This window comes from Microvirga soli, assembly GCF_016734765.1.
Taxonomy (GTDB): Bacteria; Pseudomonadota; Alphaproteobacteria; order Rhizobiales; family Beijerinckiaceae; genus Microvirga; species Microvirga soli.
Window position 1 is genome coordinate 22,945 of the sequence record NZ_JAERQE010000030.1, and the last position, 15,967, is coordinate 38,911.

Annotated in this window: 21 protein-coding genes; 15 read left to right on the top strand and 6 right to left on the bottom strand. The window is 64.2% G+C overall.

Annotation, left to right across the window (positions count from 1 at the left end):
- The first annotated feature begins 79 nt into the window (after positions 1–79).
- From pgsA to JKL45_RS20690, 9 genes are all read left to right on the top strand, one after another.
- Positions 80–676 carry a CDP-diacylglycerol--glycerol-3-phosphate 3-phosphatidyltransferase gene (gene pgsA, locus JKL45_RS20650; protein ID WP_246498736.1) on the top strand — a complete coding sequence of 199 codons (597 nt, stop codon included), beginning with the start codon at positions 80–82 and terminating at the stop codon, positions 674–676.
- Positions 677–681: 5 nt separating this feature from the next.
- Positions 682–933, top strand: a complete 252-nt coding sequence (gene moaD / locus JKL45_RS20655; RefSeq protein ID WP_201863467.1) for a molybdopterin converting factor subunit 1 — start codon at positions 682–684, stop codon at positions 931–933.
- 22 nt (positions 934–955) lie between these two features.
- A complete protein-coding gene (locus JKL45_RS20660) occupies positions 956–1,411 on the top strand; it encodes a molybdenum cofactor biosynthesis protein MoaE (protein ID WP_201863468.1) in 456 nt (151 codons plus the stop codon).
- A 67-nt stretch (positions 1,412–1,478) separates the two neighbouring features.
- Entirely contained in the window at positions 1,479–1,736 is a 258-nt protein-coding gene (locus tag JKL45_RS20665; protein WP_201863469.1) for a hypothetical protein, read from the top strand.
- A gap of 517 nt (positions 1,737–2,253) precedes the next feature.
- Positions 2,254–3,267: an extensin-like domain-containing protein gene (locus JKL45_RS20670; protein WP_201863470.1), complete on the top strand. Its 1,014-nt coding sequence runs from the start codon at positions 2,254–2,256 to the stop codon at positions 3,265–3,267.
- Between the two features lie 82 nt (positions 3,268–3,349).
- Entirely contained in the window at positions 3,350–3,781 is a 432-nt protein-coding gene (locus JKL45_RS20675; RefSeq protein ID WP_201863471.1) for a hypothetical protein, read from the top strand.
- The gene (locus JKL45_RS20680; RefSeq protein WP_201863472.1) at positions 3,778–4,440 is read left to right on the top strand and encodes a ribonuclease T2 family protein; all 663 of its coding nucleotides are present in this window, start codon (positions 3,778–3,780) and stop codon (positions 4,438–4,440) included. The genes JKL45_RS20675 and JKL45_RS20680 overlap by 4 nt, the downstream gene beginning before the upstream one ends.
- Positions 4,441–4,491: 51 nt before the next feature.
- Positions 4,492–5,340, top strand: a complete 849-nt coding sequence (locus JKL45_RS20685; protein WP_201863473.1) for a 23S rRNA (adenine(2030)-N(6))-methyltransferase RlmJ — start codon at positions 4,492–4,494, stop codon at positions 5,338–5,340.
- A gap of 68 nt (positions 5,341–5,408) precedes the next feature.
- A complete protein-coding gene (locus JKL45_RS20690) occupies positions 5,409–6,014 on the top strand; it encodes a glutathione S-transferase family protein (protein WP_201863474.1) in 606 nt (201 codons plus the stop codon).
- A gap of 56 nt (positions 6,015–6,070) precedes the next feature.
- Here the strand turns inward: JKL45_RS20690 and JKL45_RS20695 are convergent, their stop codons facing one another.
- A complete protein-coding gene (locus JKL45_RS20695) occupies positions 6,071–6,700 on the bottom strand; it encodes an outer membrane protein (RefSeq protein WP_201863475.1) in 630 nt (209 codons plus the stop codon).
- A gap of 294 nt (positions 6,701–6,994) precedes the next feature.
- Here JKL45_RS20695 and JKL45_RS20700 point away from each other — a divergent pair, with 294 nt between their 5' ends.
- Complete coding sequence (locus tag JKL45_RS20700) at positions 6,995–7,750, top strand: SDR family oxidoreductase (RefSeq protein WP_201863476.1); 756 nt, start codon at positions 6,995–6,997, stop codon at positions 7,748–7,750.
- On the opposite strand, the gene pgeF is transcribed toward JKL45_RS20700, so the two are convergent.
- From pgeF to lgt, 3 genes are read right to left on the bottom strand one after another with little or no spacing between them, the layout of a single operon-like run.
- The gene (pgeF, locus tag JKL45_RS20705) at positions 7,740–8,507 is read right to left on the bottom strand and encodes a peptidoglycan editing factor PgeF (RefSeq protein WP_201863477.1); all 768 of its coding nucleotides are present in this window, start codon (positions 8,505–8,507) and stop codon (positions 7,740–7,742) included. The genes JKL45_RS20700 and pgeF overlap by 11 nt on opposite strands.
- A gap of 9 nt (positions 8,508–8,516) precedes the next feature.
- Positions 8,517–9,593, bottom strand: coding sequence for a class I SAM-dependent methyltransferase (locus JKL45_RS20710; protein ID WP_312897000.1), 1,077 nt, complete (start codon positions 9,591–9,593; stop codon positions 8,517–8,519).
- Positions 9,590–10,447 carry a prolipoprotein diacylglyceryl transferase gene (gene lgt / locus JKL45_RS20715; RefSeq protein ID WP_201863478.1) on the bottom strand — a complete coding sequence of 286 codons (858 nt, stop codon included), beginning with the start codon at positions 10,445–10,447 and terminating at the stop codon, positions 9,590–9,592. The genes JKL45_RS20710 and lgt overlap by 4 nt, the downstream gene beginning before the upstream one ends.
- 135 nt (positions 10,448–10,582) lie before the next feature.
- Here lgt and JKL45_RS20720 point away from each other — a divergent pair, with 135 nt between their 5' ends.
- The 5 genes from JKL45_RS20720 (at position 10,583) to JKL45_RS20740 (ending at position 13,681) form a co-directional block, all read left to right on the top strand.
- Entirely contained in the window at positions 10,583–10,861 is a 279-nt protein-coding gene (locus JKL45_RS20720; RefSeq protein ID WP_201863479.1) for an accessory factor UbiK family protein, read from the top strand.
- 243 nt (positions 10,862–11,104) lie between these two features.
- A complete protein-coding gene (locus JKL45_RS20725; protein WP_201863480.1) occupies positions 11,105–11,605 on the top strand; it encodes a type III secretion system chaperone family protein in 501 nt (166 codons plus the stop codon).
- Between the two features lie 72 nt (positions 11,606–11,677).
- On the top strand, positions 11,678–12,505 hold the full coding sequence (gene proC / locus JKL45_RS20730) for a pyrroline-5-carboxylate reductase (RefSeq protein WP_201863481.1): 828 nt from the start codon (positions 11,678–11,680) through the stop codon (positions 12,503–12,505).
- A gap of 107 nt (positions 12,506–12,612) precedes the next feature.
- Complete coding sequence (locus tag JKL45_RS20735) at positions 12,613–13,302, top strand: TetR/AcrR family transcriptional regulator (protein ID WP_210345853.1); 690 nt, start codon at positions 12,613–12,615, stop codon at positions 13,300–13,302.
- 19 nt (positions 13,303–13,321) lie between these two features.
- A complete protein-coding gene (locus tag JKL45_RS20740; protein ID WP_201863483.1) occupies positions 13,322–13,681 on the top strand; it encodes a tRNA-binding protein in 360 nt (119 codons plus the stop codon).
- A gap of 65 nt (positions 13,682–13,746) precedes the next feature.
- On the opposite strand, the gene JKL45_RS20745 is transcribed toward JKL45_RS20740, so the two are convergent.
- Together JKL45_RS20745 and JKL45_RS20750 are read right to left on the bottom strand one after the other, a co-directional pair.
- Positions 13,747–15,114 carry an ATP-binding protein gene (locus JKL45_RS20745; RefSeq protein ID WP_201863484.1) on the bottom strand — a complete coding sequence of 456 codons (1,368 nt, stop codon included), beginning with the start codon at positions 15,112–15,114 and terminating at the stop codon, positions 13,747–13,749.
- The gene (locus JKL45_RS20750) at positions 15,111–15,827 is read right to left on the bottom strand and encodes a response regulator (RefSeq protein ID WP_201863485.1); all 717 of its coding nucleotides are present in this window, start codon (positions 15,825–15,827) and stop codon (positions 15,111–15,113) included. Before JKL45_RS20750 ends, JKL45_RS20745 begins: the two co-directional genes overlap by 4 nt.
- Positions 15,828–15,967 lie beyond the last annotated feature (140 nt).

The window sequence follows — 15,967 nt, forward strand, 5'->3', positions numbered from 1 at the left end:
TTCACGTAAGGGTGACGGTGTGCAATTGCGGCGCTCCGCGATTGACGGAGTGTCCATCCTCATGCTTCCTGCGGGTGCTATGAAGAGTGCTTCTTCCATAGGCCGCTCGAAGGCCTTCAACCTGGCCAACATGCTGACCTACGGGCGGCTTGTGGCGGTGCCGGCCGTGGTCGGCCTCCTGTTCTGGCCCGAGGACCATTGGTCCCGCTGGGCGGCGCTGATGGTCTTTGCGGTGGCTGCCATCACCGACTACCTGGACGGCTACGTGGCGCGCACCTATGGGCAGCAATCGGCCCTCGGGCGCATGCTCGATCCCATCGCCGACAAGCTGCTCGTGGCCGCATGCCTCCTGATGCTGGTGGCGGTCGGCACGATCCACGGCTGGTCTCTTTGGGCTGCCATCGTGATCCTGTGCCGCGAGATCCTGGTCTCGGGCCTGCGCGAGTTCCTGGCGGAGCTGAAGGTCAGCGTTCCCGTGAGCCGGGTAGCCAAGTGGAAGACCACCCTGCAGCTCGTGTCGCTGGGCTTCCTGATCGCAGGCCCGGCCGGCGAGACGGTCCTGCCTAACAATACGCTCATCGGCATCATCCTGCTCTGGGTGGCGGCCGTTCTGACGCTCTATACCGGCTGGGACTACTTCAAGAACGGTATCCATCATCTCATGGATGAGGGCTGAAGGCCGTGAAGCTCGTCTATTTCGCATGGGTCCGCGAACGCGTCGGCAAGACGGACGAGGACATCGAGGTGCCGGAGAACGTCGGGACCGTGGCCGATCTGGTGCGCTGGCTCAAAGGCCGGGGCGAAGAATACGGCTACGCATTCGAGAACGAGGGCGTCGTCCGGGCCGCCATCGATCATGTCCACGTCAAGCCCGAAGCCTCCATTGCCGGTGCGCGGGAGATCGCCTTCTTCCCGCCGATGACCGGGGGTTAGTCCCTCGAGGGGCGGCACCGCCATGATCCGCACGATCCGCATCCAGCCTGAGCCCTTCGATGTCGCCGCCGAGACGGCTGCCCTGACCCTGGGAAGAGCGGATATCGGCGCTCTGGTCGCCTTCACGGGTCTGTGCCGGGACGAGGGCGGGCGGCTCACGGCTCTCGAACTTGAGCACTACCCCGGTATGGCCGAGGCCGAGATCGACCGGATCGCCGGGCAGGCGGAGAGCCGCTGGCCCCTGCTGGGCCTTACGGTCATTCACCGCTTCGGCCGGATTTCTCCCAGCGAGGAGATCGTGCTGGTTCTGGCCGCCAGCGCCCATCGAGCGGCGGCCTTCGAGGCAGCGTCGTTTATGATGGATTATCTCAAGACGCAGGCTCCCTTCTGGAAGCGCGAGCATCTCAAGGACGGCACAACAGGCGCCTGGGTCGAGGCCAAGGAGGCTGACGACCGGGCAATGGAGCGGTGGGCCTGATCTCCTGCTTGACGCGGACCGATGACAGGAGGAGCATTCCTGCTCAAACGACACGCGGAGATGCCTTATGCGCAGCGTGGTCTTCGTTCTCGGCCTGATGATTTTGACCCCTGCAGATGCCCATGAGCGGCCGGTGCTTCCCCAGCAGGCTCAAGCTCCCGATCACAATCCGCTCGACTGCTACTGCCGGGCGCAAGGGAAGATGTTCGCCCCGGGAGAGAAGGTGTGCCTGAAAACGGCCGACGGGCCACGGCTCGCCCAATGCCAGATGGAGATCAACGTCATGTCCTGGAGCCTCACGGAGGCACCGTGCCCTGAGGCATAAAAAAAGCTGCCGGTAGTGCGGCAGCGCGGAGGAACCATGAAGTTTGTCGAGCGGTTCGCCAGGAACCGCAGGGTCTCGTCTCAGAGAAGGCCGGTAACGATCGCGAGGATGAAGGATGAGGACACGCAAACAGCCGCGATATTGAGCTTGGACGTCCAGTCCAGGTTCGCCGTCAGATGCATGCTAAGCCCCTCTCGGTACGAGGGATTAACTCCCTCTCTGAATAGATAGGCAAGTTACCAAATCTGAGAGGTCGTGAGAAGCGCCTCCGAGGAGCTAGGGGCTGCTCGGGCGAACCGGAAATATGATTAACGAAAAGTTAACATCTTGTTTTTGTTGACACGTAATCGTTTTCAGCTTCAGGTAAAAAAAGTTCCTGCTCCATTGTGACGCACCCGGTTTTTTGCACGGCTATATGGGGACAAACGGGTGAAAACCGTCCGAATCGGCGCTCTCCGCCGAGCCGAGAACAGCGCCGTTGACGAGATGTTTACGGCCCCGGTCATACTCTCCGCTCATGCGTCGTGGGTTAGTTGCGTTTTTTGCCTTATCGCTCATTGGGCTCGGAGTTACCGGTTGCGGACTGTTTCGGTTCGAGCAGCGCGAGCCTTGGCGCGCGCAGGCCGAGGAGGCTTGCCTGTCGCAGCGGCTCGTCCAGCCTTCCGCCTACATGGCCCTGAGCTCGAAGATCGAAGGTCCCGGCGTCTGCGGCATGGATTACCCGTTCAAGGTCTCGGCCTTCAACAATGGCGCTGTCGGCCTGAAGTCGAAGGTGACGCTTGCCTGCCCGATCATCCCGCGGATCGATACCTGGCTCGACGAGATCGTGAGGCCCGCCGCCGAAATGTACTTCGGTGTACCGCTCGCCGACATCAAGGCGGGCTCCTATTCCTGCCGCCCGCGCAACAACCAGCGGGGTGCCAAGCTCTCGGAGCATTCCTTCGGCAATGCCCTCGATGTCATGGGCTTCGTTCTGGCTGACGGTCGCGAGATTTCGGTCGTGAAGGGGTGGCGGGGCCAGGACCCTGTGGAGCAGGAGTTCCTGCGTGAGGCCTTCGTCGGTGCCTGCCGCTATTTCACGACGGTACTCGGGCCTGGCTCCGATGCCTTCCATTACGATCATTTCCACATCGACCTGGCACGCCACGACCCGAAAGGGCAGCGGCGCATCTGCAAGCCGATCCTGAAGTTTGCGCCGCGCATCGACCCCGAAAAGAGCCAGGAGGTGCTCCAGAGCGCCGCTGAGGCGGGCGATCTGGCCCCGGTCGATCTTGAGCAGGACGTGCCGGAAGGGGAGGCCTACATCCCGCCCGCGCCTCCGCCGACCCCCAATCTGTCGGCTCCGGTGCAGCGCTATTCGTCCTCGAACGGCTACGCGGCCGACCTGCCCGGTCCGGGTGCTTCAGGAGGCTCGCCATCCCCTCGTTACTCGCCGCCCGCCCGGCCTCCGGAGCAGACCTATGCTCCGCCACGGCCGCAGGCCCATCCGACCGGTGCGCCGATGATGCTGAACCGCCACGCCATCTATTAAACCACAAGCGGAGCCTTGACCTTCTCAGGGATCGCCCACATGGTCGATGGAACACAATCCGAAGACCTGTTGGAGCATCCGAATGAAGTGGCTGGCGGCTTTCATCTCCTGCATGATGTTGAGCGCACCTGCGATGGCTCGCGAGATCACACCTGCGGAGCGGCGGGAAGAGCCTTTCGACGCCTCGCTGCCGGCCTGCGCCGATCCGTCCGTGCTCCAAGACATCAGCGTCAATTTCCAGAACAAGGAACACAAGTTCTGGAACTCCAACCTGCAGATCGTCGCCTTCGAGCGGGTGCAGCAGGTCGCCTGGCGCCCCTGGGGTCTCGACTATATCCCCCGTCGCTACTGCACCGGTACGGTGGTCGTGTCCGACGGCTACAAGCACAAGATCAACTTCTCGATCCGTGAGGATCTCGGGTTCATCGGCATCGGCTGGGACACGGAAGCCTGCGTGGACGGCTTCGACCGCCATTATGCCTTCGCGCCTCATTGCAAGCAGGCCGCTCCTTGATCCTACGGTGGTGCCTCTCGTTTGCAGGCGCCTGCTTTCTCCTGCTCTCTCCGACAGTGGCCCAGGGACCGCGGGAGGCGCGGGGCGCCCCCATGGGGCAGTTCGACTTCTACGTGCTCGCACTCTCCTGGTCGCCGGGCTTCTGCGAGAACAGCGGCAGCCGGAACCGGCAATGCGACAGCGGCAGCGGTCTCGGCTTCGTCACCCATGGCCTGTGGCCGCAGAACGAGAAGGGCTATCCCAGCTTCTGTGAGCCCAGCGGGCGCTTCGTGCCGCAGGCGGCGATCGCTGAGGCCGAGGGCCTCTTCCCGGACGGCAACTTGGCCCGTTACCAGTGGCGCAAGCATGGAACCTGCACGGGAGAATCCCCAAGCGGCTATTTCCAGGCCGTTCGACGCGCCCGTGAGCTCGTGCGCATCCCCGAGAGCTTCAAGGGACTGGACAGCCGCCCGCGGGTGCTGCCGAGCGAGATCGAGCAGGCTTTCCTGAACGCCAATCCGGGCTTGCGTCCCGACATGATTTCGGTTTCCTGCGGCCGGCGCATCTTTCAGGAGGTGCGCATCTGCCTCGGCAAGGACCTGCGCGGTTTCCGTCAGTGTCCCGAGGTCGATCGCGACAGCTGCCGCGCGGGCGAGATCACGGTCCCGGCGGTCAGATAGCGCATCTCCTGAACGTGCGGCCTGCATTTGGCCCGATGCCGTAGGACAGACATGAATTACCGTCACGCCTTTCACGCCGGCAATTTCGCCGATGTCATGAAGCACGCCCTTCTGGTGCGGATCATCAGTTATCTGCAGCGCAAGGAGACGCCGCTTCGCGTCATCGACACCCATGCGGGCATTGGCCTCTACGATCTGACGGGCGACGAGGCCGGGCGAACCGGGGAGTGGATCGACGGAATCGGGCGCCTGGACGAAGCCCTTGCCCCGGGCGCGGAGGAGATTCTGGCTCCTTATCGCAAGGTTATTGCCGATGTACGTGCCCGGCACGGCGAGACCATCTATCCCGGCTCCCCCGGCATCGTGCGCGAGGTTCTGCGGCGGCACGACCGGGGCGTGTTCGTCGAACTCCACCCGGCCGACCACGCCGTGCTGAGCGAGGCCTTCAACGAGGTCTCCAACCTGAAGGCCATGCATCTCGATGGCTGGACGGCGCTGCATGCCCTCATCCCACCCAAGGAGAAGCGCGGTCTGGTCCTGATTGATCCTCCTTATGAACAGCCCAACGAGTTGGAACGCCTCGGTACCGAACTTCTCGCCGCTCTGAGGAAATGGCCGACTGGGGTCTATGCCGGGTGGTATCCTGTGAAAGACGTCGGGCCCGTCAATGCTGTGGCCGAGCGCCTCCATCGGGAGAGTTCGCGTCCGGGCCTGCGGCTTGAACTCTACGTGGACGATCCCCGCGATACATCACGGCTCAACGGCAGCGGGCTCTTCATTCTCAATCCGCCATGGTCGTTGAGGGAGGAGGCGGAGATTCTTCTGCCGGCCTTGGCGGAGCGCCTGTCGCGCAGCGGTTACGGGGCTTATCGCTGTGAAGCCTTCGGTCCCCCTGCTTAAAGCGGATTGCCGCAGGCGCCATGAGCGTTCATGACTGGCCCCACTCTCTTCAATTCAGGAGTTTGCTCATGCTCGTTCTCCGCTCTTCGCCCGCGTCGCCTTTCGGCCGCAAGGTGAAGCTCTCCGCCGCGATCCTCAACCTGTCCGACCGACTTGAGATTGTCGATGCGGACACGCTGAACCCTGAGGATTCGATCCGCCAGCAGAACCCGCTCGGCAAGATCCCAGCGCTCATCCTCGAGAACGGGGATGTGCTCTACGATTCCCGCGTGATCGTGGATTATCTCGATCATCTGGCCGGCGGCGGGCGCGTCATCCCGAACGGGCCGGAGCGGTTTACAGCCCTGCGCGATCAGGCGTTGGCCGATGGCATCATGGATGCGGCGCTGCTGCAGGTCTACGAGGGCCGCTTCCGCCAGGAGGACAAGCGCGAGCCGAAATGGGTCGATCATCAGGCCGACAAGGTCCGCCGCGGTCTCGATCATGCGGAGGCGCATCTGTCTGCGCCCGGCCAGAGACTGCATATCGGCCAGATCGCTCTCGCCTGCGCCCTGGGTTATCTCGACCTGCGTTTCGGCGGACGCTGGCGCGAGAGCTATCCGAAGCTCGTGGCATGGGTTGCCGATTTCGAAGCTCGCGTTCCGGCCTATGCCAAGACAAGGGTGACGCCCTGAAACGAAAAAGGCCCGGGGGTTACCCGGGCCTTGATCTGTCTCAGGTGAGACGGGTCTTAGTAGGTGCCGAAGCGGAAGTTCAGACCGGCGCGGATGACGCCGAAGTCGGTCTCGCCGTCGAAGCCCGGGAAGTCGTCGTCGTTGTCGAGGTTGACGTACAGGCCTTCGATCTTGGCCGATAGGTTGTTGGTGAAGGCGTACTCCACACCACCACCCACGGTCCAGCCATTGGCGTCGTCCGCGAACGCGAAGCCGCCGGTGGCGTAGATCAGAGCGCGGTCGAAGGCCACACCGGCGCGAGCACGCACCGTGCCGAACCAGTCGCTGCGGTCGAGGTCGTAGGTGGCGCCGTCGGTGCCGATGAAGGCGCCTTCAGAGCCGAAGTCGGCGTACTGGATGTCGCCTTCGAGACCGACCACGAACGAGCCGATCTGGTAGTTGTAGCCAACCTGGGCGCCGCCGACGAAGCCGCCGTCGTCATCCTCGTCAGCCAGGTCAACGGAGTCGAAGTCGTCGTTCGACCAGCCGTAGCCGGCGTTCACACCGACGTAGAAGCCGGTCCAGGTGAAGAGCGGAGCAGCGGCAATGATCGGAGCCGGCGGAGCAGCGCGCATGGGCAGGTCCGCAGCGGAGGCAGCCCCGGCGAAGCCGAAGAGGGCGACGCTGGCGAGAAGAATCTTCTTCATGGTTTCTCTTTCCTAATCGATGTCATGCCAGCTCGACCCACTTAACGTCGGTTCAAGCCGGGCACTCCCCATTTATAGAGCGACAACCTCGCGAGGGCTGTGACCTCACAACCACAGCAGCCAAGAAGTGCTGTGGCAGGATTGTGGCGGCAATACGCAGATGAACCCCTTGCGACATCGCTAGGCCTACAACGCACAGCTTAGCCATTGGTTCGACGCCACAGTGAAAAAATGTCATTTTCTTGGCGAAGACTGCTAATTTACGCTACATACTTACATTTCAAGAGGCCGGACATGAAAAAAGCAGCCCTCGTGACGGGTGGGGCCCAACGTATCGGGCGTCGAATCGTCGAACGACTCACCGCCGAGGGCTACGCGGTAGCGATCCACTGCCGCCGCTCCGCAGATGAGGCTGAGCGCATGGCCGACCGGATCAGGCAGGCAGGCGGCGAAGCGGCTGTCGTGCAAGCCGATCTGGCCGAAGCCGATGCCGTCGAACGCCTTGTACCGGAGGCCGTACGGGCGCTGGGTCCGCTGACTCTTCTGGTCAACAATGCTTCCGAATTCGAGCCCGACGAGATCGAGACTCTGACGCAGGCGCGGTGGGACCGGCACTTTGCCGTCAATCTCCGGGCGCCGGCCTTCCTGGCCCGGGACTTCGCTCATCAACTACCTGCCGAGGCCCAGGGGTGCATCGTCAACATCGTCGACCAGCGGGTCTGGAAGCTGACGCCGCAGTTCTTCTCCTACACGCTGACGAAGGCTGCTCTCTTCACCGCCACCCAGACCATGGCCCAGGCCCTGGCGCCGCGGATCCGCGTCAATGCCATCGGACCCGGGCCCACCCTGTCGAACGTGCGCCAGGGGGATGAGGACTTCGACAAGCAGAGCAGCGCCGTGCTGCTGGGCCATGGCGGAACGCCGGACGAGATCGCCGACGCGGTGCTCTACCTTGCGAAAGCCGGCAGCGTCACCGGCCAGATGATCGCCGTCGATGGCGGCCAGCACCTCGCCTGGGAAACGCCGGACGTGGCGGGCATCAAGGAGTGAGCGCGATCGCCGAGATCAGGCGGCCGTAATCCGGCTCCTGGCGGTGGGTGGTGCGGCGATAGCTGAAGAAGCGCTCCTCGTCGGAATAGGTGCAGAGCCCAAGATCCGTGAAAGCGCCGATCCCCGCCGCTTCAAGGCGGGCACCGATAAAGCCCGGGAGGTCGAACATGGCATGTCCTGGCCTCTCCGCCTCCCTCAGGAAGCGCTCGTGGCCTGGAGCCTCCTTGCTGAAGCGCTCGATAAAGTCGGGGCCGACCTCATAGGCCTTCTGGCTGATCGTGGGCCCGAGCACCGCGACGATGCTTTCGCGCCTTGCTCCGAGGCGCTCCATCGCGGCGATTGTGGACTCGAGAACGCCCGTCACTGCCCCGCGCCAGCCCGCATGGGCCGCTCCGATCACGCGGGCCTGCGCGTCGGCAAAGAGGACTGGCCCGCAATCCGCCGTAGTGATGCCCAGTGCAAGGCCCGGCACCGAGGTCACCATGGCATCGGCCTTCGGACGCTCGGTCTTCCAGGGGCCTTCCACGATCACCGCATCGGGCGAGTGAACCTGATAGACGCTGATCAGCGCATCCGGCGCGACGCTAAGAGCCTCGGCCATGCGCCGGCGGTTTTCCTGCACCTTTTCCGGATCATCGGAGGAGCCGACGCCGCCATTGAGCGAAGCATAGATCCCTTCCGAGACGCCGCCTTCCCGCGTGAAGAAGGCGTGGCGGATATTCGACTGGGAGGAGAGGGCAGGAGCTTGGATGAACATGGGGCGATCTTACGAAGAGAAGGGCAGGGCGGGCAATCCGGGCACGGTTTGGATCGCTTCATGTGTAACGGCCAAAGCCTTAAACAGCTCTCCCATGCCGGTCGCCCCACGCTCTGTGAGGCGAGCGAGGGCCTGGTCGATATCGGCGGCCTGCGCCGGGGTGGCGCGCGCTTTCAAGGCCTCGGCACGGGCCTCGATTCCGAGGGCTTGAAGGAAATCACCCTGAGCAACGATGCCGTGAACCCGAGCACCTTGTGCCGCGGAAGCCTGAGCCAAGCGGTGGAAGTCCACATGGGTGGTGAGATCAGCCTCGCCCGGCTCCTCAAGCGGATCGACAGACCGATGGCTCTTCAGTGCCTGCAGGGTGTCGCCGAAGGCCGGGCCCCAATAGCCGTAATCGAGGATCAGGGCGGCTCCTCCATCGCGGGCGAGCCTCCCGGTGAGTGGGCCCATCACGTCCACCGAGGCGGCGGGCCATTCGAGAACATCGCCGAGCCGCAGCGGGTTGCCGAGAGCGGGTTCCGGCTCCGGGCGCAGGCCGAACGTCAGGTGTTCCCCGTCGAGGCCCACGAGGCGCTCGCACCAGCCGCGCTCGGTGGCCAAAAACTGGCGCACCGGAAGCGCATCGAAGAACTCGTTGGCGACGAGGAGCATGGGACCTGCAGGCACGCCCTCGAGCCTGTCGTGCCATTTGATTTCAAATCCGGACGGGGTGAGGGCGGCCTGCTGGCGCTGCCTCAAGGAAGGGCTCGTCTCGACCAGGTGAACGGTGGCGGCCTCCTTGAAATCGGGCAGGAGCTTTGTCGCCCGCAGCAGATCCGCCATCAGGGTGCCGCGTCCAGGCCCGAGTTCCACAAGACGGCACGGGGCAGGGCGGCCCATGCCATTCCAGATCTCCAGCATCCACAGGCCGATCAGCTCACCGAACATCTGGCTGATCTCGGGCGCCGTGGTGAAGTCGCCGGCAGCGCCCAGCGGGTCGCGGGTGGCGTAATAGTGCCGGAGGCACAGGCTCATGTAGCGCTCGACCGTGATCGGCCCTTCGAGGGCGATCAGCTCGCGCAAGGTCTCCTTCAGCGCCTTCACGCCGCCTCGACCGCATGCCGGGGCCGCGTGAAGCCCCGCGCCGCCAGCACGATAGCTACCGCGCCCACGAGCACCATGGGAATCGAGAGCAGCATGCCCATGGTGATGCCGCCGCCCAGCGCCTGCACGGAGGAGCCGAAGAGGAAGCCGAGCTGCTCGTCCGGCTCGCGGAAGAACTCGCACACGATGCGGGCGAGCGCATAGCCCAGTACGAAGATGCCGCCGAGAAGACCCGGTCTGCGGAAGCCGAAGCGCCGTGCGGCGAAAGCCATGACGATGAACAGGATCAGACCCTCGCCGAAAGCCTCATAGAGCTGGCTCGGGTGGCGCGGCACCGGGCCTGCATGGGGGAACACCACCGCATAGGGAAAGTCGGGTGCCGGCCGGCCCCACAGCTCTCCGTTGATGAAGTTGGCGATGCGGCCGAAGAACAGCCCGATGGGCGTTACCACGGCGGCCATGTCGAGCATGGCGAGCGGGTTGAGCCCGCGCGAGCGGGCAAACAGCACGATGGCGAGCACGGCGCCGAGGAAACCACCGTGGAAGGACATGCCGCCGCGCCAGACCGCGAAGATCTCCAGAGGCTGGGAGAGGTAGGAGCTTAGGTTGTAGAACAGCACGTAGCCGATGCGCCCCCCCAGCACGACGCCGAGGGCCACCCACACGATGAGATCGTCCACGTCGATGGACTTCGGTTGCTTCAGGCCGCCCCAGAGATCGGCCTTTGCGGCCAGGCGCTTGGCATAGAACCAGCCGCCCAGGAGGCCGGCCACATAGGCCAGCGCATACCAGCGGATCGCAATGGGGCCGATGGAGATGGCGATCGGGTCGATGAGCGGAAAGGAGAGCGGCATGAGCGGGCCTTGATCGAACGGGCTGCCATTGGACCCGTCAGCCGCGGATCGTCAACCCTGTTGCAGTTTCGGGCGAATGCGCCCATGTGTGGCGCTCCAGGGCCGATGAGCCCAATGTGCGCTGTGGAAAGACCCATGACCCAATCGTCCAACCGGATCTTCGATGAACTCGCCCGCTTTGCCACCGATGCCGCAGGTGCTGCCCAGGGCGTCCGGCGCGAGGTCGAGAGCGTGGTCCGCAGCCAGTTCGAGCGGCTGATCAAGGACATGGACGTGGCCACCCGCGAGGAAGTGGAGGTTCTGCGCGAGATGGTTGTCGCCGCCCGCGAGGAGAACGAGCGGCTTGACGCCCGGGTGAAGGAACTTGAGGCGAAGCTGACGGCAACGGGCAGCACGGGCGCCACGACACCCTGACGAGGGTGAAAAGCCGGCCTGCATCCGGCGCGGGGCTCCTGTTGTGGACAGGTGAATCCGGCGCATTGTGACGGGGGCCGAAATCTAAGACTGTCGATCATGAGCTGATTCGAGGTTGCTGGGGCGGGGCTTGCGAATACCGAAGGTATTCCGAGGTCTTTCTCCGGAGTTTGCCCGGATTGACGCAATGGTATTGCCCGGATGTGTTTACCATGTTCGCGCGATTGAGTTGATCGGATCGACATGTCGCAGATTCATCTTGAAATCGACCGCGCTGAGCACCCCCTCGACGTGGTCGAGCGTCTTGCTGCCCTGCGGCATTGGATCTTCGACCGGGCCGAGGCGGACGAGATGTCCGTATCCGTCGCCGGACGCTGGGCCGATTACGACGTCGCCTTCACCTGGATCGAGGACGTGGAGGCCCTGCACATGGCCTGCGCCTTCGACCTCAAGGTTCCCGATCGGCGCCGGCCCGAGGTCGTCCAGCTCATCTCCGCCGTCAACGAGCAGCTCTGGGTCGGGCATTTCGACCTGTGGAGCACCGAGAATGTGGTGATGTTCCGCCACGCCCTTCTGCTCGCCGGCGGCGCCGATCCCACGGACGGGCAATGCGAGACCATGCTACGGGTCGCAGTGGAGGCTTGCGAGCGCTACTTCCAGGCCTTCCAGTTCGTGATCTGGGCCGGAAAGTCGGCCCGTGAGGCCCTCGACTCTGTTCTGTTTGAAACCGAAGGCGAGGCCTGAGCGCACCTCGACAGGTTTGCCCGGACTTGAATAGAGTGCGGCCTCCCGTCTCTATTCCGTCAGGGTAAGCCCATGTCGCCGAACGCCTCGCACCTCCCGTCGTCGCTCATCCTCATCGGTGCCGGCAAAATGGGCGGCTCCATGCTGGAGGGCTGGCTCAAGGTCGGCATGAGATCGCAGGGCGTTACGGTCATAGACCCACGCCCGTCGGAGGAGATGACCCGGTTCTGCCGGGAGCAGGGGATAGCCCTCAATCCGGGAAACCCCGCCGCGCCCGACGTGCTGGTGCTCGCCACCAAGCCTCAGATGCTGGATGAAGCGGCATCTTCGGTGAACGCCTGCCTCGGGTCCCGGACCCTCATCATCTCGATCCTCGCCGGCAAAACTATCGGCGACCTGCGTTCAAGGCTCCCCGCCGCGGGGGCCATCGTGCGTGCCATGCCGAACCTGCCCGCCAGCATCGGCCGGGGAGCCACGGGAGCGGCCATCAACGAGCAGGTGAACGAAGAGCAGCGGCTCATGGCCCATGCGCTTCTCGCCAGCAACGGCATCGTCGAATGGCTGCCGACGGAAGACCTGATCGATGCCGTCACGGCGGTGTCGGGTTCCGGGCCGGCCTATGTGTTCCATCTCGTTGAATGCCTCGCCGAGGCAGGCGCGGCGGCCGGGCTTCCAAAGGAACTTGCCGAGCGCTTGGCCCGCGCCACCGTCACCGGGGCGGGAGAACTCCTGTTCCAGAGCGATCTGCCGCCCGCAACGCTGCGCCAGAACGTCACCTCTCCCGGCGGCACCACGGCGGCTGCGCTCGACGTGCTCATGCGGGATCCGAACGGGATGAAGACGCTCATGCGCGAAGCCGTGGCCGCCGCCAAGCGGCGCGCGGAGGAACTCGCCGGGTGAGTCTTGGGCGGGTAAACCTTGGGATTGCTGCCGCGGATCCCTAGATTAGACCTCAAAGACCTATTTTCAGGAGGTTGATCGTGACGGCAGATGCTCCCACAGCTCCGATGGACAAGCGCAAGGCGATTGTCGAAGCCCTCATGGATCTCGCCTCCCGGCGTCCCTGGCATGAGATCGAGATCACCGATATCGCAAAGGCGGCGAATGTCTCCCTTGCGGAGTTCCGCGATCTCTTTCCTTCCAAGGGCGCGGTGCTCGGCGGGTTGTCCCGCATGATCGACAAGCAGGTGCTGGAAGGCACCACCGATGACCTTGCCGGCGAGCCGGCACGCGAGCGCATCTTCGACGTGCTGATGCGCCGCTTCGATGCGATGCAGCCCTACAAGGAGGCGCTGCGCAGGATTTCACAGGACTTGCGATACGATCCCGTATCGCTTGCGGCGCTCAATCAGGTGGCGCTCAACTCCCAGCGCTTCATGCTCGCGGCCGCCGGCATCAACACGGAAGGACCGCTTGGTACCCTGAAGCTTCAGGGTGCGGTGCTGGTCTATGCCAACACCATGCGGACATGGCTCGACGATGAGGATCCCGCACAGGCCAAGACCATGGCGCGGCTCGATCGCGAATTGCGGCGTGGCGAGCGCATTCTGGAAGGGGCTGAGGATCTGCGCCGCCTGAGCGCTCCGCTGCGCGCGGTCGGGCGAGCGTTCATGCAGGGGCGCCGCACGTCCCGTTCCGAGCGACGCCGCGCCGCGGACGGTAACGGCGATGCGGAGAATCCCGCAGCGGCGATCTGACAAGACGTAGAGGGGTAGCATGGATCAGGCGCCTTCGATCTCGCCGCAGATCAAGTTCGACGATTTCCTGAAGGTCGACATCCGTGTCGGCCGCATCGTTGCCGTGGAACCGTTTCCGCAGGCCCGCAAGCCCGCCTTCAAACTCACCATCGACTTGGGCCCGGAGATCGGCACCAAGCGCTCGTCGGCGCAGATCACGATCAACCACACACCGGAGGATCTCGTCGGGACACTCGTGCTGGCGGTGGTGAATTTCCCGCCGCGGCAGATCGGCCCGTTCCTATCGGAGGTGCTGACTCTCGGCGTGCCCGATGCCGATGGCAACGTCATGCTGATCCGACCTGATCGTGACGTGCCGGTTGGCGTTCGGTTGCATTAGATTGGTCACAGCTGTCATATCGGATCTGCGCTGTACTTCGTCCGGGATGACGATCCGCTGAAAGACTAAGCCGGCAGGCGCACGGTCGCGCGCAGGCCTCCGAGCGGACTGTCACCGAGCACGATGTCGCCGCCATGGGAGCGTGCGACGTCGCGGGCGATGGCTAGGCCTAGACCTGAGCCGCCCTCGTCCTGATTGCGCGCTTCATCCAGGCGCACGAAGGGCTTGAAGACCTCCTCACGCATCGCCGGCGGAATGCCCGGTCCGTCGTCATCCACATGCAGAACGAGCCAGCGGGTTTCGTGGTTGGCCGTGATCTCGATCCGGTCGCCATGCCGCGCCGCGTTGCCGACCAGATTGAACAGCAGGCGGCGGAATGCGTCGGGGCGTACGGTGATGATGGGGTCGCCGACGATGTCGAGTTCCGTCACGTGGCCCTGACGCTCGGCGTCCGACTGCACCTCTTCGAGCAGTTGCCGCAGGTCCGTTGCAGTCGCCTGCTCGCCTGCATCGCCGCCGTCGCCGCGAGCGAAGGCGAGATAGCCTTCGAGCATGCGGCTCATCTCGTCCACGTCGCGCTTGAGGTCCTCCACCTCGGGCGTCTGGTCGAGGAACACGAGCGACAGCTTGAAGCGTGTCAAGATGGTGCGCAGGTCGTGACTCACGCCGTTGAGCATCGTCGTGCGCTGTTCCATGTTGCGCTCGATGCGCCGCTTCATCTCGAGGAATGCGTGACCGGCCTGGCGCACCTCGCGCGCGCCACGCGGGCGGAACTCGACCTCGCGGCCCTTGCCGAGAGCTTCGGCCGCTTCCGAGAGCCTCAGGATTGGCCTGATCTGGTTGCGCAGGAACAGGATGGCGATGCCGAGCAGCACGAAGGACGAGCCGCCCATCCACACGAGGAAGATGTGCGAGTTGGAGGCATAGGCCTGGCTGCGCCGCGCCAAAATGCGCATCACATCATTCTGGTCGAGCTTGATGCGCACCTCCACATAGCTCGAGCGTCCGACCGTATCGACCCAGTAGGGCCGGTCGATCTGACGGCGCAATTCGTTCGAGAGTGTCTCGTCGAGAATGTCGAAGAACGGCTTGGGTCCCGGCGGCGGCAGATCGGTATTGCGCAGGATGTCCACATCGAGCTGCAGGCGGTCCGATGCGATCCGCGAGAGAGTGCTGGTGTCTCTCTCCTGCGGATAGCTCTCGTAGATGTCGATGAGCGCCGCGATATCCGCCGTTACCGCAGAGGAGAGGCGGCGCGTCACGAGCTCGTAGTGCCGCTCCATGAACACATAGGCTACGACCGATTGCAGCAGGATGACCGGCGCGATGATGATGATGAGTGCGCGCGCATAGAGACCCTTCGGCAAAAATCGCCCGAACCAGCGCGCGGCATGGTCGAGGGGCGAATAGTTCAGGGTCGCGCCGATCTTCATCGGTCGATCACGAGACGGTAGCCGATGCCGCGCACGGTCTGGAGAAAGATCGGGTTGGCCGGATCGGTCTCGATCTTGCGCCGCAGGCGGTTGATCTGAACGTCCACCGTGCGCTCGTTAGCGGCGATCCCGGTTCCGGACAGCGCCTCGCGGGGCACGTTGTCGCCCGCGTGGCTGCCGAGGATGGTGAGGATCTCGCGCTCGCGCTCGGTGATGCGCACCATCTCGTCGCCCCGCCGCAACTCGCCCCGGTCGAAGCGATAGGAGAAGGGTCCGAAATGGATCACGTCCGGCACATCGCCGTTAGAAGCTCCGGGCACGGGCACCGCGCGCTTGAGGATGTTGCCGAGCCGCAGGAGCAGCTCGCGCGGCTCGAAAGGCTTGGAAAGATAATCGTCCGCGCCGATCTCGAGGCCGGTCACCCGGTCCGAGGTTTCGGTGCGGGCGGTCAACATGAGAATCGGCACCTGCGAGTGCTCCCGCAAGGCGCGGGCATAATCGAAGCCGGTCTCGCCCGGCATCATCACATCGAGAACAAGAGCGTCGAAGACGAAGTTCTCCGCCTTCGCCCGCGCCTCCGCGGCGCTGGCAGCCGCCGTCACCCGGTAGCCGTTTTCGCTCAGGAACCGGGTCAGCAGGTCGCGCAGGCGGCGGTCGTCGTCCACCACGAGAACGTGCGGGGCGTGGTCTGGAATGTCGATGCGTGCATCCATCGGGTCTAAAGCACCGGACCCAAAAGTGGATTTGCACTTTTGGGGGCCATCCGATGCTTCCTCCATAAATGAGAGCATCGTTCGGAGCGGAAAACCGGGTCCACTTTTCCGCACGATGCTCTGGTGCTTCAAGGTTACGG